The sequence below is a fragment of the Clostridium sp. UBA7791 genome (assembly GCF_002480755.1).
Taxonomy (GTDB): Bacteria; Bacillota; Clostridia; order Clostridiales; family Clostridiaceae; genus Clostridium_J; species Clostridium_J sulfidigenes.
The window spans coordinates 822,068-842,195 of the sequence record NZ_DLCT01000005.1; the positions used below are offsets into that span (position 1 = coordinate 822,068).

At 30.0% G+C, this 20,128-nt stretch carries 21 protein-coding genes and 1 tRNA gene; 21 read left to right on the forward strand and 1 reads right to left on the reverse strand.

Annotation, left to right across the window (positions count from 1 at the left end; all coding sequences use genetic code 11):
* Positions 1-2: 2 nt before the first annotated feature.
* The 10 genes from B3Z56_RS09325 to B3Z56_RS09370 all read left to right on the forward strand — a co-directional run bounded on the left by B3Z56_RS09325 (position 3) and on the right by B3Z56_RS09370 (position 7,146).
* Positions 3-1,460 carry an Rne/Rng family ribonuclease gene (locus tag B3Z56_RS09325; protein WP_346878637.1) on the forward strand — a complete coding sequence of 486 codons (1,458 nt, stop codon included), beginning with the start codon at positions 3-5 and terminating at the stop codon, positions 1,458-1,460.
* A 202-nt stretch (positions 1,461-1,662) separates the two neighbouring features.
* The gene (gene rplU / locus B3Z56_RS09330) at positions 1,663-1,974 is read left to right on the forward strand and encodes a 50S ribosomal protein L21 (RefSeq protein WP_035128800.1); all 312 of its coding nucleotides are present in this window, start codon (positions 1,663-1,665) and stop codon (positions 1,972-1,974) included.
* 2 nt (positions 1,975-1,976) lie between these two features.
* Positions 1,977-2,324 carry a ribosomal-processing cysteine protease Prp gene (locus B3Z56_RS09335; protein WP_346876485.1) on the forward strand — a complete coding sequence of 116 codons (348 nt, stop codon included), beginning with the start codon at positions 1,977-1,979 and terminating at the stop codon, positions 2,322-2,324.
* Position 2,325: 1 nt separating this feature from the next.
* A complete protein-coding gene (gene rpmA / locus B3Z56_RS09340; protein WP_346848395.1) occupies positions 2,326-2,628 on the forward strand; it encodes a 50S ribosomal protein L27 in 303 nt (100 codons plus the stop codon).
* 218 nt (positions 2,629-2,846) lie between these two features.
* The gene (gene obgE, locus B3Z56_RS09345; protein WP_346848396.1) at positions 2,847-4,124 is read left to right on the forward strand and encodes a GTPase ObgE; all 1,278 of its coding nucleotides are present in this window, start codon (positions 2,847-2,849) and stop codon (positions 4,122-4,124) included.
* A 21-nt stretch (positions 4,125-4,145) separates the two neighbouring features.
* Positions 4,146-4,439: a ribosome assembly RNA-binding protein YhbY gene (yhbY, locus tag B3Z56_RS09350; RefSeq protein ID WP_035128811.1), complete on the forward strand. Its 294-nt coding sequence runs from the start codon at positions 4,146-4,148 to the stop codon at positions 4,437-4,439.
* Between the two features lie 116 nt (positions 4,440-4,555).
* On the forward strand, positions 4,556-5,164 hold the full coding sequence (nadD, locus tag B3Z56_RS09355) for a nicotinate-nucleotide adenylyltransferase (RefSeq protein WP_346878638.1): 609 nt from the start codon (positions 4,556-4,558) through the stop codon (positions 5,162-5,164).
* 3 nt (positions 5,165-5,167) lie between these two features.
* Positions 5,168-5,740 (forward strand): bis(5'-nucleosyl)-tetraphosphatase (symmetrical) YqeK, encoded by a 573-nt coding sequence (gene yqeK, locus B3Z56_RS09360; RefSeq protein WP_346876486.1) that lies wholly within the window; start codon positions 5,168-5,170, stop codon positions 5,738-5,740.
* A gap of 59 nt (positions 5,741-5,799) precedes the next feature.
* Complete coding sequence (locus tag B3Z56_RS09365; RefSeq protein ID WP_035128819.1) at positions 5,800-6,180, forward strand: RidA family protein; 381 nt, start codon at positions 5,800-5,802, stop codon at positions 6,178-6,180.
* A 66-nt stretch (positions 6,181-6,246) separates the two neighbouring features.
* Entirely contained in the window at positions 6,247-7,146 is a 900-nt protein-coding gene (locus B3Z56_RS09370; RefSeq protein WP_346878639.1) for an RluA family pseudouridine synthase, read from the forward strand.
* Between the two features lie 135 nt (positions 7,147-7,281).
* Here the strand turns inward: B3Z56_RS09370 and B3Z56_RS09375 are convergent, their stop codons facing one another.
* Entirely contained in the window at positions 7,282-8,577 is a 1,296-nt protein-coding gene (locus B3Z56_RS09375; RefSeq protein ID WP_346878640.1) for a D-alanyl-D-alanine carboxypeptidase family protein, read from the reverse strand.
* 143 nt (positions 8,578-8,720) lie between these two features.
* Between B3Z56_RS09375 and B3Z56_RS09380 the strand changes: the two genes are divergently transcribed.
* From B3Z56_RS09380 to B3Z56_RS09430, 11 genes are all read left to right on the forward strand, one after another.
* Positions 8,721-9,419 (forward strand): helix-hairpin-helix domain-containing protein, encoded by a 699-nt coding sequence (locus B3Z56_RS09380; RefSeq protein ID WP_346878641.1) that lies wholly within the window; start codon positions 8,721-8,723, stop codon positions 9,417-9,419.
* Positions 9,420-9,527: 108 nt separating this feature from the next.
* A complete protein-coding gene (gene selD, locus B3Z56_RS09385) occupies positions 9,528-10,556 on the forward strand; it encodes a selenide, water dikinase SelD (protein WP_346876490.1) in 1,029 nt (342 codons plus the stop codon).
* A 48-nt stretch (positions 10,557-10,604) separates the two neighbouring features.
* Complete coding sequence (gene selA / locus B3Z56_RS09390) at positions 10,605-11,987, forward strand: L-seryl-tRNA(Sec) selenium transferase (RefSeq protein WP_346876491.1); 1,383 nt, start codon at positions 10,605-10,607, stop codon at positions 11,985-11,987.
* A 76-nt stretch (positions 11,988-12,063) separates the two neighbouring features.
* A complete protein-coding gene (gene selB / locus B3Z56_RS09395; RefSeq protein WP_346878642.1) occupies positions 12,064-13,971 on the forward strand; it encodes a selenocysteine-specific translation elongation factor in 1,908 nt (635 codons plus the stop codon).
* An 85-nt stretch (positions 13,972-14,056) separates the two neighbouring features.
* Positions 14,057-14,153, forward strand: a tRNA-Sec gene (locus B3Z56_RS09400).
* 455 nt (positions 14,154-14,608) lie between these two features.
* Entirely contained in the window at positions 14,609-14,830 is a 222-nt protein-coding gene (locus tag B3Z56_RS09405; RefSeq protein WP_346848404.1) for a Cys-every-fifth RiPP peptide CefA, read from the forward strand.
* Positions 14,831-15,025: 195 nt separating this feature from the next.
* Positions 15,026-16,342 (forward strand): Cys-every-fifth radical SAM/SPASM peptide maturase CefB, encoded by a 1,317-nt coding sequence (locus B3Z56_RS09410; protein ID WP_346848405.1) that lies wholly within the window; start codon positions 15,026-15,028, stop codon positions 16,340-16,342.
* 8 nt (positions 16,343-16,350) lie between these two features.
* The gene (locus B3Z56_RS09415; protein ID WP_346878643.1) at positions 16,351-17,973 is read left to right on the forward strand and encodes an ABC transporter ATP-binding protein; all 1,623 of its coding nucleotides are present in this window, start codon (positions 16,351-16,353) and stop codon (positions 17,971-17,973) included.
* Between the two features lie 515 nt (positions 17,974-18,488).
* Positions 18,489-18,809: a PadR family transcriptional regulator gene (locus tag B3Z56_RS09420; RefSeq protein WP_346848407.1), complete on the forward strand. Its 321-nt coding sequence runs from the start codon at positions 18,489-18,491 to the stop codon at positions 18,807-18,809.
* A 20-nt stretch (positions 18,810-18,829) separates the two neighbouring features.
* On the forward strand, positions 18,830-19,453 hold the full coding sequence (locus B3Z56_RS09425) for a DUF2812 domain-containing protein (RefSeq protein ID WP_346848408.1): 624 nt from the start codon (positions 18,830-18,832) through the stop codon (positions 19,451-19,453).
* Positions 19,454-19,663: 210 nt separating this feature from the next.
* Positions 19,664-20,059 (forward strand): hypothetical protein, encoded by a 396-nt coding sequence (locus tag B3Z56_RS09430; protein WP_346848409.1) that lies wholly within the window; start codon positions 19,664-19,666, stop codon positions 20,057-20,059.
* Positions 20,060-20,128: the final 69 nt, after the last annotated feature.

Consider the following 20,128-nt stretch of genomic DNA (forward strand, 5'->3'; position numbering starts at 1 on the left):
TAATGAAAAAAATATTCATTGAAAGACAAAATACATTATTAAAGATTGCAGTGAAATATGGTGATATTCTTAAAGAGTGCTTTATAGAAGAAGATACAGAAAGTCCTAAGGTAGGAGACATATATAGAGGTGTAATTAAAAATATAGTACCTTCTATTCATGGTGCTTTCGTAGACATAGGTTATGAAAAAAATGGATATCTTTCCCTAGAAAAAAATCAGCATATAAACACCTTAAAAAAAGGTGATGAAGTTATGGTAGAGGTAGTAAAGGAAGAGATAGATAAAAAAGGTCCAAAGGTAACTAGAAACATCTCCTTACCAGGAGCCTATGCAGTACTTACTAAAGAACATAGCCATATAGAAATTTCAAAAAAGATTAAAACACCAAATTTTAAAGAATTAATAGAAGAAGATATATCAAAACCTGAGGATGTTGGAATAATAATTAGAACAAAAGCAGAAAATATTGATATAAACATTTTAAAGGAAGAAATAAGTGAGTTAATACATAGATATGAAGAAATATGTAATAAGTTTGCTTACTCATCTAAAGTAGGAGCTCTTTATAAAGATAATGGGATTCTAAGTAGGGTCTTAAGAAATTATACTGAAGGTGGAGCTGAGATAGTAGTTGATAATTATGAAGATTACCTTTACTATGAAAAGTTAATTAAAGAAAAGCGCTTAGAAAATCTTCATCTAAGTTTTTATGAAGGAGCTTTATCCATATTTGATAATTATGGCATAGAAAAAGAAATTTTAGCGTTAAGACATAATAAAATTAACTTATCCAGTGGTGGTAACATTGTGTTAGAACGTACTGAAGCCATGAATGTGGTGGATGTAAATACGGCTAAAAACATAAAGCCATCCTTAAAGGAAAAAAATATTTTAGTAACTAATATGGAGGCTGCTAAGGAAGTAGTAAAACAGATAAGACTGAGAAATCTAGGTGGGATAATAGTAGTAGATTTTGTAGATATGAAATCTCATGAAGATAAAGCTGAAGTTTTAAAAGTTTTACAAGAAGAGTTTAAGGATGATAAGCATAATACTAAAATATATCCTTTCACAGAATTAAATTTAGTTCAGATAACTAGAAAAAAATATGGCAAATCCATATGTGATTATGTTTTTAATTCCTGTGTTTATTGTAAAGGTACAGGAGAAAAAGTATCTTTAGAATATATATTAAGCATTTTAAAAGGTAAAGTGAAAAAAATAAAATCAGAGCAGGGAATTAAAAATATCTATATAGAACTAGATAGAAACTATGAGAATGAAATAAACAATGATATTGTAACTTTTGTGGAGAAATTAGATGGGCTAGACTGTGATATTTTTATTAGATTTCAGGAAAATCTAGATAATTTTAAAGTTGAATCTTTAATTTTTCATAGCCAAATTGAAGCTATGCAAGAATTAAAAGTATTTTCTGCAAAAACTAGATATAAGTAATAATTTTGAAAAACATGGTAGTATTAGAGGTGATAGTCATCAATAAAAAAATACCATAAGTTGCTTTACAATCATCAGCGTATGTGTTAAAATGTCATTTGTAGACCGCACACATAAGGTTTTTAAACTAACTTATAAAATTTTGTAAAGAATTTGTAAGTTATACCTGAGATGGCGAGACTGGATTGAGGAGGTGTATTTAATGTACGCAGTTTTACTTACTGGAGGAAAGCAATACAGAGTTCAAGAGGGAGACGTTTTATTCGTTGAAAAACTTGAAGCTGAAGTTGATTCAACTGTAGAATTCGATAAAGTTTTAGCAGTTGGAAAAGAAGACGGTTTAGTAGTTGGAAAGCCTGTAGTTGAAGGAGCTAAAGTTGTTGCTAAAGTAGTAGCACAAGGAAAAGCTAAGAAAGTTATAGTTTTCAAATATAAGCCAAAGAAAGACTACAGAAAGAAACAAGGTCATAGACAACCATTTACTAAAGTTGTAATTGAGAAGATTGAAGCTTAATTATGATTAAGGTAACTTTCAAGAGAATAAAGAGCATGTTAGTATCATTTCATGTATATGGGCATGCTGAGTATTTTGATGTTAAGCAAAATACAACTGTTTATGATGATGTTGTTTGTGGTTCTGTAAGTAATTTAGCCCAGGTAACAATCTTAGGAGTGTTAGAGGTGCTAAAGTTAAAACCTACATATATCGCGGAAGAGGGAAATATAGCTTTAGATGTATCTAAGTTATCTCATGTGGAAATAGAAAGTACACAAGTCCTACTAGAAACGATGTTATTGGGATTAAAGAATTTAGAAATTAGTTATGGAAAATATATCAAAGTTGTAGTAGAGGAGGTGCAGTGATATGTTACTAATAAACCTTCAGTTATGTGCTCATAAAAAAGGAGTAGGTAGCTCTAAGAACGGTAGAGATAGTGAATCTAAGAGATTAGGGGTTAAACGTGCAGACGGACAATTTGTACTTGCAGGAAACATCCTTGTAAGACAAAGAGGAACAAAAATTCACCCAGGTACAAACGTTGGTATCGGTGGAGATGACACTCTTTTCGCTAAGGTTGATGGAGTTGTAAGATTTGAAAGAATGGGTAAAAGCAAGAAAAAAGCTAGTGTTTATCCAATCGATGTAGAAATTGCAATAGCTGAATAGTTAATTAAGCACCCGTAAGGGTGCTTTTTTATGACATAGGACAATTATTTACTCATAGGGCAATTATTTATTCTATGTTATAAAAAAACATCCCTAGGTGTTAATTAGTTTTAAAATAAAACATAGGTAAAATTATTATTTTTGTAAATAATAATAATATACTCATACTTAATTCGTAAAAATATCAAAGGATATTTTGTTAGGAAGGTGAAATAATAATGTTTATAGATACAGCCAAGATTTTTGTACAGTCCGGAGATGGTGGTAATGGTTCCATTCATTTTAGAAGAGAAAAATTTGCTCCACTAGGTGGACCAGATGGTGGAGATGGTGGAGACGGTGGAAGTGTCATATTAGTAGTAGATAGTAATATGACTACCCTATTAGATTTTTCTTATCACCGTAAATTCGTAGCTCCGAATGGAGGAAAGGGTGAAGGCTCTAAATGCTACGGAAGGGGTGGAGAAGATATTATTATCAGAGTTCCAATGGGAACTATAGTTAAAGACTTTGAAACAGATAAAGTTATGTGTGACTTAGCTCATGATGGCGATAAATTTGTAGTATGTAAAGGTGGAAAAGGCGGAAAAGGAAATGCAAAATTTTGTACTCCTACAAGACAGGCGCCAAACTTTGCAGAGCCAGGTATGCCAGGAGAAGAAAGATGGATTAAGTTAGAACTTAAACTTTTAGCAGATGTAGGACTTCTAGGATTCCCTAATGTAGGAAAATCAACACTTTTATCCATGGTATCTAAGGCTAGACCAAAGATAGCTAACTACCACTTTACTACTATAAAACCAAACCTTGGAGTAGTAGCTGTGAAGGGTATAGAACCTTTTGTTATTGCTGATATACCAGGTATCATAGAAGGAGCAGCAGAGGGAGTAGGATTAGGATTAGAGTTCTTAAGACATATAGAGAGAACTAGAATGCTTATTCATGTAGTTGATATTTCTGGAGTTGAAGGAAGAAATCCTATAGAAGACTTTAAAAGAATTAATGAAGAACTTAAAAAATATAGCATAAAGCTATGGGATAGACCACAGATAATTGCAGCAAATAAATCTGATATGCTCTATGATGAAGAAGTTTATGAAAACTTTAAAAAAGAATTACAAGCTATGGGCTATGATAAGATATATAAGATATCTGCAGCTACCAATGAAGGTGTAGATGATCTTATGAAGGCTGCAGCTGAAATGCTTAGCACAATTCCTGTTAAGGAATTAGAGATTTCAGAAGAGGATAAATTTATTCCTGAAGAAAAGAGATTTACATATGAAATAAATGAAGTCGAAGAAGGTATATTTGAGATTACAGGATCCTTTGTAGATAGATTATTAACTAGTGTAAATGTAAATGAGCCAGATTCATTAAGATACTTCCATAAAGTTTTAAGAAACAAAGGAATTATCGATGAGTTAAAGGATATGGGAATACAAGATGGTGACCTAGTAAGATTAAATGATTTTGAATTTGAGTTCTTATTATAAAATTAGGGGGAAATAAATAACATGATAACAACAAAACAAAGAAGCTATCTTAGATCTCTTGGAAGTCAATTAGCACCTATATTCCAAGTAGGAAAAGGTGGCATAGAAGAAAACTTTCTTAAGCAGATAGATGGGGCTCTAGAATCAAGAGAGCTAATCAAGATAAAAACTTTAAATAATAGTGGGATTACAGCAAGAGAAGCTTCAGAAATTTTATGTGAAGAATTAGGTTGTGAAGGAATTCAAGCTATAGGAAGTAAATTAGTTATCTATCGAAAATCTAAGAAAAATCCTAAAATAGAACTTCCTAAATAATATACATTTAATAGAGTTTTAGAAACCTTTAAATATATGTAACTTTTAAACGAGTATTCCAATTGCAGTTGGTAAAATACTTCATATATGGTATTATAATTTAAAGAGGTAATAGCATGAAAAAGGCGATTTTTGGAGGAACTTTTGATCCTATACATATAGGACATATTCATATAGCTTATGAAGCACTATATAATTTAAGCCTAGATGAAGTCATATTTATGCCAAATGGTCGACCGCCACATAAAAGGGCTAGGGCTGTGACAGAAGAGAAAATTAGGTATAAAATGGTTTATCAGGCCATAAAAGGTGAGAAAAAGTTCTCCATAAGTGATTTTGAGATGAAAAGTGACAGTTTAAGTTATACTTATAATACTCTAATGCAGTTTAACCATAGAGAACCTTATACTCAATGGTATTTCTTAGTTGGAGTAGATAGTTTAATGACTTTAAGGCAGTGGAAAAATATTCACATAATATTAGATAACTGCACTTTAGTTGTGTTTTCTAGAACTGGATATGCTATGGATGATGTATTAAAAATGAAAAAGGATTTAGAGAAAGAGTATGGCAAAGAGATAATCTTGTTAGAAATGTCTCTTTTAGATATATCATCTACAGAAATTAAAAAGAAAATTTCAGAAGATAAAATGGTTAATTACCTTCTTCCCAAAGGGGTAGAGGAGGTAATTAATCAATATAATTTATATAGAAATAAGGTGTAAGGTATGTGGCAGGAAAATAGAATAAAAGATTATATAAAAATTCATCTTACCAAGGAGAGATATAACCATAGTTTAGGTGTAATGAAAACTAGTGAAGACCTTGCAAAACATTATGGTATAAATCCTAATAAAGGTAGAATAGCTGGGCTTTGTCATGATTGTGCTAAAAATTTTTCTGCCAATGATTTAATTAATAAAGCAAGGAGTAATGGAATAATTATTTCAGATATATATTACAAATCTCCTCAGCTTTTACATGGTTTAATTGGAGCATACATATCAAAGGAAATGTTCCATGTGGAAGATGAAGATATTTTAAATGCAATAAAATATCATACTACAGGACGAGAAAATATGTCAACATTAGAAAAAATAGTTTATATTGCTGATTGTATAGAGCCTTCAAGAAATTTTAAAGGTGTGGAAGAATTAAGAACTTTAGCCTATGAGGATTTAGATAAAGCTCTTTTAAAATCCTTTGACGATACTATAATGTATATTTTATCTAGAAACTCAATAATGCATATAGATACCATTAAAGCTAGAAATTATTTGTTAGTTACTAAAAGAAACTGATATTACTAGGTAAAAATTATCTAATAATATATAATAATTTAATTTGGGGAGGCAAAAAAATGGATAAAATCATAATCAACACTGAAAAAGCACCTGCAGCTTTAGGACCATACTCACAGGCAGTAAAGGTAGGAAATTTACTATACACTTCAGGTCAATTACCAATAAATCAAGCTGGAGAATTAGTAAATGATGATATACAAAAGGCTACAGCTGTGTGCTTAGAAAATGTTAAAGCTATTCTTGAAGAGGCTGGTACGTCCTTAGATAAAGTTGTAAAAACTATGGTATTTATAAAGGATATGAATGACTTTGCAGCCATGAATGAAGTATATGGAAAGTATTTCAATGCAAATCCACCTGCAAGATCTTGTGTTCAACCAGGTAAATTACCAAAAGATGCTTTAATAGAAATAGAAGTAATAGCAATAGTAGAATAATTAAGTATATGATTAAGCCTCCTACACAAGGAGGCTTAAATATTTATAAATAGAGGTGACTAGAAGATGAGTTTTATTACATATAAGGTAGGAAAAGAAGGCCAGGATGTGAAGATAAGAGACTACATGAAGGAGAATTTAAATCTTTCCGGTAGATTCATTCGTGGTTCCGCTATGGATAGAAGATTAAGAGTAAATGGTAAGGAAGTAAAGCTTAACTATAAACTTCAAGAAGATGATGTTATTGAAGTTACTGTTAATGCAGAGGAAAGCCAAAATATAGAAGGTGAAGATTTAAACATAAAGGTTATTTATGAAGATGATGATCTATTAATAGTTGATAAGCCTTCTTTTATGGTAGTTCACCCAACTAAAAGTCATCCTATGGGAACCTTAGCCAATGGAGTTATTCATCATTTTAGAAGTAATAATGATAATTCAATAGTAAGATTAGTTAGTAGATTAGATAGAGATACTTCTGGACTTATTATGATAGCTAAAAATCAATTTTCTCACATGAATTTAGCAAAATCCATGGAGAAGAATTTAATTAAAAAGTCTTATTTAGCTATAATTCATGGAAACCTTGAAAATCAAGAAGGTACTATAGACTTACCTATAGGAAGATCTACAGATGAAACAATAAAAAGAGCAGTTTTAGAAGATGGTCAAAGAAGTATTACTCATTACAAGATAAAAGAGAGCTATAAAGAGGGAACTTTAGTAGAATTGGTCTTGGAGACTGGAAGAACCCATCAAATAAGGGTACACTTAAGCTATGTAGGATGTCCTATATATGGAGAACAACTCTATAGTGATTTTAATGATGAAGAATTAATAAGTCGTCAAGCTCTACATGCTTATGCTCTAACATTGCCACATCCTCGAAGTGGTGAGATTTTAAACTTTGAAAGTACTCTGCCAGAGGATATGACAAAGCTTATACATAACCTTCAATCCAAATAGAAAATTCATAGCCGGAGACCTAGCAGCTCTTTACTCCCATGTTGAAAAAGATAGGAGTATTAGAGTTGGAAGTCATGGGATAAAGAAATGGTGCTTCATTAGTTAATAATGCAGCACCATTTATATTTTGGTAAATTAATATTTATTTTTGTATGAATTATAAGAAGAGAAAAGTTTTTTTCGTTTTTTGGCTAATCTTCTTTTCTTAATAATATATATAATAGCCAATATTAGAAGAATAATTCCTAAAACTATTCCACCTATAATCATAAATAGATTTTTATAGCTTATAGTGTTATCTTTTGTAGTAACTAAATTTCCAACTACAGGAAGCACTTCTTCTTCGTAATCACTACCACTTAAAACCTCACTGGTATAGCTTTGATCATTATAATTGACTACAACAGTAGTAATAGGCTCACCCTTATTAAAAAATTTATTACTAAGAGTATCCTTATTAATTACTATTGATGGCTTTTCTTTAGAACTATTATCCTTTGTATATAGTATGTTTTTATCAGCCAATAAAGGAATAATCGAACCATTAGTAGTTTCGTAAGTACCTATTTCTTCACCTTTTGAAAAAGCTTTTTCAGTGGAAAAGTTTTTAAAGGCCCAATCAAAAAGTTTAGGAGTTTCATCATAATAGGCTTTATTTTCATCAAATAATATTGCTATTATAAACTTGTTATCCCCTTTACAAGCAGAAGCTACAAAAGAATGACGAGATTCATCAGTATAGCCTGTTTTACCAGCAATGGCATCTGGATAATAGCATTCATAAGCATCGTGAAGTAGTCTATTATCGTTCCAAAGAGGTCTTTTTTCTTTAAAAATATTTGTAGGCTGTAAGAAGGTAGATTTAGTTTTAGATATTTCAATATATTTTTCGTGATTTAATAATTCTTTTTCCATAAGAGCTAAATCATAAGCTGTAGTTCTATGTTTATCATCATAAAGTCCATGAGGATTTACAAAGTTGGTATTTTTACAGCCCAGTTCCTTTGCACGTTGATTCATTAATACGGCAAACTCTTCAATGGAGCCAGAGATATGCTCTGCTAGAGCAGCAGCACAATCATTTGCAGAAACCATTATTACTGAATATAACATTTCTTCTACAGTCATCTTTTCTCCCACATCTACATAGATTTTTGAACCCTCAATGGTAGGAGGAAATTCACCTACAGTTACAACTTCATCTAGATCACAATTTTCTAGAGTTAGAAGTACTGTCATTAGTTTTGTTGTAGATGCTGGTGGATAAGGTTTATTTTCATCTTTACCATAGACCACTGCCCCAGTATTAGCATCCATAACTACCACGCTTTTACCAGTTATTGAAGGTGGGTCTGAGTATGCATATGCATTACCATAACTTAATAGGGTTATAGCAAAAAATGATAATATGATAAATAATAGTTTTTTCATAGAAATCTCCTTACTATACATATTTAATTTTTATCTAGTAACTTTTTTAACACATAATACATAATTATATCAAAAAAAAGTTGGAAGTACGATAATAATTTATAAAAAATATGGATAAGATGTTAATTGAGAGGTGTATTAAAGTGAAATTAAAAGAAAAAATAATTGGAGCATTATCCATATTAATACTTAGTATTATATTTTTGGTAGCAGGATACATAATTAATCACAATAAAGAAGAAGAATATAAAGAGGTATTCCTTGATGAACAACAGTATTTTCAAAGCCAAAATTCAAAAGGTAATGGAGAAAATGAAAATACTGAGAATAAAGATAGTAATAAAGATAGTAATAAAAAAGATAGTGAAAATCAAGAAAATATAAATGATAATAAAATAGTTGTAGATATAAAAGGTGCAGTGAAAGCTCCTAAAGAATATGAATTAAAAGCAGGTTCTAGAGTAAGAGACTTAATTGAAATAGCAGGGGGACTGACACCAGAAGCAGATGAGGAAAAGATATATTTTTCTAAAATACTAGAAGATGAACAATGTATTAAAATATATAAAATAGGCGAAGAAGTATTAGATTCAGAAATTGAAGTTGAAGAACAGCAGGAAAAGGATACAGGAGCTGTAGATTCAAAAGGAAAAATAAATATAAATAAAGCAACGGTGGATGAACTAATGACCATTCCAGGTATTGGTCAAGTAAAAGCTCAAAGTATAGTAGATTACAGAAATGAAAATGGAAAATTTAAATCCGTAGATAAACTGACAAATATAACGGGTATAGGAGTAAAAACCTTAGAGAAATTGAGAGATAAGGTAGACATAAAATGAGTATTAGTATAGAATTATTAAAGAATTAGTATAATTTTTAATACTAAATAAAGTTAAATTTAATAAAAAATAGTGTTTGTTTTTATTATAAAATAAGGAGGTAAAACCATGTCAAAAAGATTAACAGAACTTTCAAAGACCTCTGGATGAGCAGCGAAAATAGGGCCGGAGACCCTTTCAAAAATACTAGACAAATTACCTAAAATGTCAAATGAAAACCTATTAGTAGGAATAGAAACTTCTGATGATGCAGCAGTTTACAAGCTAACAGAGGATATAGCAGCTATTCAAACCTTAGATTTCTTTACACCAGTGGTAGATGATCCTTATACCTTTGGAGCCATAGCAGCTGCAAATTCCCTAAGTGATGTTTATGCCATGGGAGGAAAGCCTACAGTAGCCATGAATATAGTTTGCTTTCCTAATTGCCTTAATATAGATATATTAGGAGAAATTTTAAAAGGTGGCGCTGATAAAGTCATAGAAGCAGGTGCCGTAGTGATTGGTGGACATACTGTTGAAGATGACGAACCTAAGTATGGGTTATCTGTTATGGGAATAGTACATCCTGAAAAGGTCCTTAAAAATCATGGTTGTAAGGTGGGAGACGTACTTATATTAACAAAGCCTATAGGTACAGGAATTGTTAATACAGCTATAAAGGCAGAAATAGCATCAAAGGAAGTATATGATGAAGCTGTAAAGGTTATGAGTACCTTAAATAAATATGCAGGTGAAATTATAGTAGATTACAACATAAATGCATGCACAGATGTTACTGGCTTTGGAATAATGGGTCACGGATATGAGATGGCATCAGCTTCTGATATCACTATAAAGTTATTTAAAGATAAAATTCCAGTGATTAAAGGTGCTAGAGAATATGCTGAGATGGGGTTAGTGCCTGCAGGAACCTATAACAATAAAGGATATTTAGATGGCAAGTATAAATTAGAGGATATTCCAGAATGGTTAGAGGATGCTTTATTTGATCCACAAACCTCAGGAGGTTTATTAATATCTACTCCTCAATATCAAGTTCAGTCTATGATGGAAAGATTAATGAAGTTAGATATAAAACCTGCTATTATTGGTGAAGTAATTGAAAAGGGTGAAGTACCCCTAGTGGTGGAATAGATAGCCATACATAAGTTGTATCTTATTAAAATGCATGGGAGAAGTAAAATGAATAAGGAATTATTAAGAAAATTACCTAAGATAGATGAACTTTTAAAACTTCAATCAGTAAATAAGTTAATAGAAGACAATTCTAGAACCATAGTTTTAGAATCCTTAAGGGAAGCCATAGAATTTTATAGAAATGGTATATTAAAAGGCAATGTAGATAGTTTAAATACAGAGCAAGTACTAGATTTTGCAGTTCATACTCTAGAAAGCAAAAACAAAATGCACCTAGAAAGGATGATAAATGCCACAGGAACTGTTATACATACTAATTTAGGTCGTTCACTTTTAGGAAAAAAAGCTATAGAAAATGTGATAACAGTGGCAGGTAGCTATAATAATTTAGAATATGACATAGAAAGTGGGAAAAGAGGTTCTAGATATTCTCACATAGAAGAAATTATTAAAAAGGTTACTGGAGCAGAAGCTGCCATGGTAGTAAATAACAATGCAGCAGCTATAATGTTAGTCCTAGATACCTTAGCAAAGGAAAAGGAAGTCATAGTTTCTAGAGGAGAACTAGTAGAAATAGGTGGCTCCTTTAGAATACCAGAGGTTATGAAGTTTAGTGGAGCTAAGCTAGTGGAAATAGGAACTACAAATAGAACTCATCTATATGATTATGAAAATAATATAAGAGAAAATACAGGAGTACTTTTAAAGGTTCATACCTCTAACTTTAAAGTTTTAGGCTTTACAGAAGGAGTGTCCTTAGAGCAGCTTGTAGAACTGGGAGAAAAGCATGAAATTCCGGTGGTAGAAGATATAGGTAGTGGAGTTCTTATAGACTTTGGTAAATATGGTTTTACCTATGAACCTACCGTGCAAGATAGCATAAAAAAAGGTATTGATGTAGTAACTTTTAGTGGAGATAAAATGCTAGGTGGTCCACAGGCGGGAATCATTGTTGGGAAAAAGAAATATATCGATAGAATGAAAAAGAATCAATTAACTAGGGCCCTAAGAGTTGACAAAATGACTTTAGCAGCCTTAGAAGGTACCTTAAAATATTATATAGATGAAAAAGAAGCTATAGATAACATTCCATCTTTAAATATGATTTTGATGCCTAAGGAAGAAGTTAAGAAAAAATGTATACTTCTAAAGAGAAAGCTACAAAGTAAGACTCAGGACTTTAAATTTTATATAGACAAAGGCGAATCCATGGTAGGTGGAGGGTCTATGCCTACAGAAAAAATTGAAACCTATGTAGTTAAAGTAACCAGTGAAAAATTTTCTCCGGAGGATATGGAGAGAAAACTTAGATTAGGGGAAACTCCACTAATAGCTAGGATTTATAATGATGAGCTAGTTTTAGATGGAAGAACCTTATTTAAAGAAGATTTTGATGAAATAGTACAATGTTTTAAGGCTATAGAGTAGATTAGATCAATCAGGTGGGTTACTACCTACCTGCTCTATTATAAAACAGATGCTTTGAAAGGATGAAGTAAAATAGATGAAGCATATAATTATAGGTACTGCTGGACATATTGACCATGGTAAAACTACCTTAATTAAAGCTCTTACAGGAAGGGAAACAGATACTCTACAAGAAGAAAAAAATAGAGGAATATCTATAAATTTAGGATTTACCTATTTTGACTTACCTTCAGGGAGAAGAGCAGGAATAATTGACGTACCAGGCCATGAAAAATTCATTAAAAATATGTTGGCAGGAATAAGTAGTATAGATGTGGTGTTACTTGTAATAGCTGCCGATGAAGGAATAATGCCGCAAACCAGGGAACACTTTGAAATATTAAAACTTTTAAATATAAAAAAAGGCATAGTAGTATTAACCAAGTCAGATTTAGTGGAAGCTGATTGGTTAGATATGATAAAGGAAGACATAAAGGAAGAATTTAAGGATACTTTTTTAGAGGATGCACCTATTCACGCAGTATCCTCTAAGACTAAAATGGGTTTTGAAGAATTAATTGTAGATATAGATAAATTAACAGAAGAAGTAGAAGCAAAGGATACAGAAGGTCATTTTAGATTACCAGTAGATAGATCCTTTAGTATAAGTGGTTTTGGTACAGTGGTAACTGGAACTATAATAAGTGGAAAGGTATCCCTAGGTGATACCGTGGAGATATATCCAGGTAAGGTTAAGGCCAAGGTTAGAGGAATAAGAGTACATGATGTGCCTTCAGAACTTGGAGAAGCAGGACAGCGTTGTGCCATAAATCTTGCCAATATTAAGGTGTCAGAGGTACAAAGAGGTAATGTGGTAGCTAAGGAAGATATTATGGAGCCCTCTTTAATCATAGATTGTAAGTTGTACCATATAAAAACCGCTGAAAAGTCTATAGTAAATAGACAAAGGGTAAGGCTATATCATGGTACAGAAGAAATAATCTGTAGAATTATACCTTTAGATAAAGAAGAAATTAAACCTGGACAGTGGGCTTACGTTCAACTGAGATTAGAAAAGCCTATTACAGTTCAAAGAAATGACCGCTACATCATAAGAAGCTATTCTCCTATGAATACCATAGCAGGAGGTATAATAATAGAGCCTAATGCTAAAAAATCTAAGAAGGTTACTGCTGAGTATTTAGAAGAATTAAAATTAAAAGAAAGTGGTAAATCTACTAATATTTTAGAAAATACAGTGAAAAATTTAAGCGATACCTATCCAGATTCTTTAGCTATATTAAAGAGTCTTGGTAAAAACATGGATAACATAGAAGAGGAATTAAAAGCTTTAGAAGATCAAGAAACCATAATAAGACTAGGAGGACAGGATAATAGCATATTCATCCATAAAGATTTCTTAAAGGATAAAACAAAAGAATTAAAGGCACTCATAGAAGATTTCCATAAAAAGAATCCATTAAAATTTGGAATGTCTAAGGAAGAAGCTAAAAATAAAATATTTACTAAAAAATTAAAACAAAAGAATTATGATGAGATATTAAACATGTTAGTAGAAAAGAAAACATTAAAAGTAAGTGAAAAGTTTATAGCTTTATATGATTTTAATGTAACCTTGAATAAAGAACAAGAAAGAATGAAAAACTTTATAATAAATGAATATAAAAGGTTAAAGTTTACCCCTCCTAAATATGTAGACTTAGGCCAAGGGGAAAAAGATAGAGCTGGATTTAAGATGGTATATGAACTTCTAATAGATAAGGAAATTTTAATTAAATTAAATGAAGACTGCACTCTTCTTAAGGAAGATTATGAAGAAGCTAAGAATAAGGTAAGAAATTATATCCTTGAAAATGGCTCTATATCAGCAGCTACAGCTAAGGAAATTTTTGAAAGTAACAGAAAATATACCATAGCTATCCTAGAACATCTAGATAGTATAAAATTCACTAAACGTGTAGAAAATGATAGAGTAATGTATTAATAGTGAAAAAAATCAAGTATTGATGGTTTTAATACTTGATTTTTTATCTATTACATCTTATAATACCAAGTGTAGGAAGTAATATGGGAGTAGATAGGTGCTGGTGTGCCTGCCGGTCTTCAAAACCGAGTTGCCGTGCTAAGACCACGACGGGTGAGTTCGATTCTCACATATTCCCGCCAAAGTAATATAAGGACTTGAAAGTTAGTAATACCAACGGTAAATAACTTTTGAGTCCTTATTTTATGACTAAAAAACTAGAAATATGTTTGTAGGCTGCGAGAATAAACAGAGTTCTTTGCTTCAGAGGGAGTTTTTACTCCCTCTGAAGGTTACTAACAGAATTCTTAGTATCAGTATTTTCGATACTTAGAATTCGTTGTCCTTTAGGGTAAATCGTTATCCAGGGTCGTAGCCGCTCTTTACTCCCACTTTGAAAAAGATGGGAGTATTAGAGCGGGTAGTCATCGGATAAATTGAAAAATATCGATGAAATTTGTTGTAATAAAAAGTAAAATGTTTTAAAAAAATACAGTAAAAATATTGAAAATAAATAATTCAAATGGTAATATAGGTATATGTAATACGTAACACGTACTACATATACCTATATTTTATTTGGAGGGGAGGAGATTTTATGAAGTATATTGGAAATGCCTATGGCTCAGGTGGAATTAGCCCAATGTGCGCAGTAGATGGATGTCCAGCTAAGGCTTGTGGAGCTGATGGATGTGCAGGTAAATTATGTGGCGGAAACGCATGTGGTGGAAATGCATGTGGAATTGAAGCATGTGCAGTAGATGTTTGTCCTGTAGACGGATGTTGGATCGATATTTTTTCAACTACTGGTGAAAATTAGGAGGTGTTTATATGTTTATTGGAAATTTATATTCAGAGGGAGATCATTACAAGGGAACTATAGAAACAGCTTGTTGGATTGACGGTTGTGGAGCTAAGGTTTGCGGACTTAAGTTCTGGTAAAAAAAATTAAGAGCATTAGAGAGCAAGATTTTACTGTAATCTAATGCTCTACATATTGGAGGGATATTAATTAATGAAGTATTCAAAATTTAATCTTTTAATACCATACAACAAAGAAGAAAATATTTTATTTAATACATTATCAGGAAATAGTTTTTTAGTTGATGATAAGACTATGGGAAAAATGAAAGAAAATGATATGAGTGAAATAGACGAAGAGCTAAAAAAAGAAATGATTGAGAAAAAATTAATAGTACCAGATGAGATAGATGAAAATAGATATTTTGATTTTTATCATAATAAAGCTAAGTATGGAAATAATAATTTATCTTATACAATTTTATTGACATGGGCATGTAATTTGAGATGCGTATATTGTTATGAAGGTGCAGGAGAGGCAAAGAGTAATTCAATGACAATAGAAACAGCTAATTCTATAATAAAACATATAAAAAATGAATCTCTTCAAAGAGGAACAAAAAGTGTAAACATTATACTTTTTGGAGGAGAACCTCTAGTAAATTATAAAGCAGGAGAACACATACTAGAAGAACTTAGCCAATTTTGTAAAGAAAACAATATGACACTTGTAACATCAATTATAACCAATGGTACATTGTTAGACGAAAGAATAGTAGAATCATTAGTTAAATATAATTGTAAGTATGTACAAATAACAATAGATGGAACGAGAGAAATTCATAATACAAGAAGAATAGGAAAAAATGGAGAAGGAACCTTTGATAAAATAATAGAAAGCTTAGAGTTGCTAAAAAAATACAAGGACAAGCTGCATACAGTAATTAGAGTAAATGTAGACAAAACTAATATAAAAGATATGAATGAACTTATGGATTTCTTTCATAGCAAAGGGCTTGATGAATTAAGTATAGATTTTGGAATAGTAAGAGGTGGAACAGATGCATGTTCATCCTATGAAGATAACTGTTATGTAGAGGAAGAATTAGGTGATTTATTAAGCAATTTGTGGACAAAGGCAGGTAAAGTAGGCTTTGATGTTAAGAGAAGACCAATGAGAAAATGGACATACTGTGGACTTAATTGTGATAATAATTTTACCATTGAGCCAAGTGGAGAAATGTATAAGTGCTGGGAACATACTGGTGAAGAAGAACATAGAATTGGTAAGTTAGATGCAGATGGCAATATAAAAGATATAACATATAAATACTTTGAATGGATGACTAGAAATCCACTAAATGTAGAGGAGTGTAGAGATTGTGTATATCTTCCAGCATGTGGAGGTGGATGTGGATCAGTTAGCTATGGAAAAAGTGAGAAGTATGAAGATTCAGGTTGCTTTAAAATAAAGGGGATAGTAGAAGAACAAGTTAAGAGTTACTTTTCAGAAATTATAAATAAGGGTTAGTGAGTTTAATGAAAATATTTCGTTTAATTCAATTTAGTCTATCAAAAAGAAAATCTGAGTTTTTTACATTTTTGATTTTAAGTATTTTATCATGGAGTATTAATATAATAATGCCTTATATTATTGGAGATTATATTGATAATTTAATAAATGTAAAAGCAATGGAAAATATATATCGTTTTACATTAATATCTATTGTACTTACGATTTTTGCAATAATAAGCTCATATCTATCAAACATGAAAAAAGTAAAAATTGTTACTAATATATCTTATGATTTAAAAGAAAAGTTATTATTACAGTTGACGAAAACAAGTCAAATTGAATTAAAGAAAAAAGATGCAGCTTATTTAAGTCAAAGAATCTTTTCAGATACAGAAGAGATATCAGGTTTTTTTATAACTAATTCAATAGGTATAGTAATACAGGTATTAAGTATTATAATTGTAGGATTTATGCTTTTTAAAATAGATTGGTTAATGAGTTTAGTATTAATGATATTTGTTCCTATATATATTATTTCTTATTTAGCATTTAAAAAGCCTTTATATGAGAAAGGATATTCAGTAAAAGAAGAAGAAAATATATTTTTTTCAGATGTAAGTTATAAAATAAGTAATATTTATTTTATTAAGTTAAATTCTTTATATCAAAATATATTAACTGAAGTACGTGAAAAATATGAAAAGTTATATAATATCATTATGAAATTTACTAAACTAGCTTATATTTTTTCATCGCTAGGTTCTACAATAAATAATTTAGCCAAAATAGCACTTATATTTATAGGTGGAGTAAGAATTATAAGTGATAATTTAACTATTGGAGAATTTACAATAATGAGCAGTTATTTTGCTATTTTTATTGGAGCAATAAATTACTTTTTAGAATTAGGAAAAACCTATCAAAGTGCTTTAATATGTCTTAATAGAATAGGAGAAGTTAGTACTTTAGAAAAGGAAATCAATGGAAGCGAACTAATAGGACACATTGATGAAATAGAGTTAAAAAATGTTTCTTTTAGCTATAATGGTAATGGAAATATTTTTAAGCCCATCAGTTATTTATTTGAAAAAGGAAATATATACTGTATTGTTGGAGAAAATGGAAGTGGAAAAAGTACTTTAATTAATGTCATATTAAATATATATAATAATTATCAGGGCGAAGTATTTATAAATAATAAAAGTATAAAAAATATAGATATGCTTTGTGCCAGAAGAGATTTATTTTCAGTTGCAGAACAAAATCCTGCTTTATTTGAAAGTAATTTGGAGGCAAACTTGAAATATTCAATAGATAATTGTGACTTTGAGCTTTTAAATTATTATGTAGAAGCGTTCAAATTATATAATGGAGAGTCTAGATCAAATTTGAGCGAAAAAAAAGTAAATAAAAAGAATGACACCATATCTGGTGGAGAAAAACAAAAAGTTTCATTAATTAGAGCACTTTTAAAAGATTCGCATTGTCTCATATTAGATGAACCATCAACATATTTAGATGAAGATGGAATGAATGCGTTAAAAAAGATTTTATATGAAGTTAAAGATAATAAGATAGTAATTATAGTTACACACGATGATAAGATAAGAGAAATCGCAGATTATGTTTTTTCTGTTAATAAGTAATATTTTTGAGATTTTTAGATATTAAACCATGACTACAAGTCTAATACTCCCATATTTTTTAAAATGAGAATAAAGAGTTGCTACGTCCGTGGTTAAGTATTTCACTAAGGGACAACAACCTATTAGTATGGAAATATTGATACTGAAAATTCTGTTAGTGAGTATCAAAAATACTGATATTAAGAACTCTGTTAGTAGATATCAATAATACTGATACTAAGATGTATATTAGCATGTATCACAATAGGATACTAAGAAATCTGTTTATGGTAATATAAATTTTTCACTTGCATTTAATTCAATAGAGTATTAAAATGATGTACTACGTAGAACATATTAAGTAATGTGTAGTACATCTTTTTATTATAGAAAAGTTTACTATAAAAGGATCTAAAGACAACAATAGATCAGTAATACTGGTTGTAGTTTTACTACAATAATACATAACAATAAGTTTAAAGGCAATAACGGAGTAATTAATATTTGGAATTGGAGGTTAATAATAAAAATTAAAGATGGAAGATAAGTATAAACCATTAACAGAATCAACCTATTATGTAATGATAGCATTTCTTTATGAAAAACATGGATATGCTATAAAAATGTTTTTAGAAGATAAAACTCATGGTAGAATTAGTTTAGGACCTGGTACTCTATATGGAATTATAAATAAACTGAATGAAAAGAATTATTTAACGCCTATAGAAGATGATGAGAATGACAAAAGAAACTCTTACGAGTTAACAGATGAGGGAAAAGAAGTACTTAAGAATGAATATGAAAGAATAAAAGAAATCTATACCTTTGGAGAAAGATTTATTGATAAGAAGTTATAAATTTAAAGGGAGGTAAAAAAGTGATTAAAAAATTTAGGCTTTTTTTAGACCCAATTGAAGGTCAGGAAAGGTGGTTAAACAATATTGCAAAACAAGGATACAAACTAAAAAGTGTATCTCAAAGGGGATGTTTATATACATTTTCAAAGGAAAAAGATAACCACTATATTTACACAGTGGAATTAGTTTCCAATCACAGTAATGAGTATATTGACAATTATATAAAAGAACTAAATGATTTTGGAATTAAATGTTTTATAAAGGGAAGTAACCTTGGACAGTATTCTTTTGGAAAGTTTAAACTTAGACCATTTATTAAAGAAAGTAAATCTAGAGTTGCAACTTCTAAAAATATAAATAGGGAATTATTAATTTTGGAAAAACCAAAGGAAAAGGATGAAGATAAATTTGAAATATATACAGATGTAGAGGATATTAATCAATATTACTCTAATATGGTTTCCTTATTTAGATATTTTACATTAATTCCATCATTATTTTTACTTTTAGTTTTATATGATCTTCTATGGAAAGGAAACTATAATACTTTAGAATTAAAGATAATTATTGCAATTGTTTTATTTATATTCACAGTTTTTTGGGGATATAAAAGTTTATATTATAAGAAAAAAGTCCAAAAGTAGAAACCTAATCAGTAAATAGATAAATAGATAAATAATTAAATGAAATAACAAGTAAAATATACAGAAAAAGTAAGGTTGGTATTGAAGGTGTACAAAAACAATGATATAATAATTATATTATAATACGAGTGACGTATTACAATATAATTATCAGACAGGAGGTATAGTTAAAATTTTAAGAATATTTGTTTTATTTTTAGGAGGTATATTTTGAAAAAGTTAGTATTATGTTTTTTTATCATTGCATTAACATTTATGTCATTGGTAGCTTGTAATAACTATAGTACAGAGAATTCAAGTTATAAGATTAATAGTGGAGACATAAGTAAAGATAATAATGGGATAAAAGGTTCTTATAAAGAATACAACGGATATTATGAATATAGTGTAAAATTTGAAACGGAAGAAGTGAAATTTCATATTGATTCAGAAACTTTAAATGGTGACATAAATATTAAATTGATAGACAAAGAAAAAAATGAAGTTTTTTCAGTAGAAAAACCAGATGATTTTAAAAAAGATGTGGAGATTAACAAAGATGAAAAATATACTATTGTCATAGAAGGAAAAAATCATGAAGGTGATTTTAATATTAAATGGGAATAGATTAATTAAAATAAATACTTAAAAGGGAGTAAAACTCCATTCCTTTTTTGTAACGGGGTCAGACCCCCT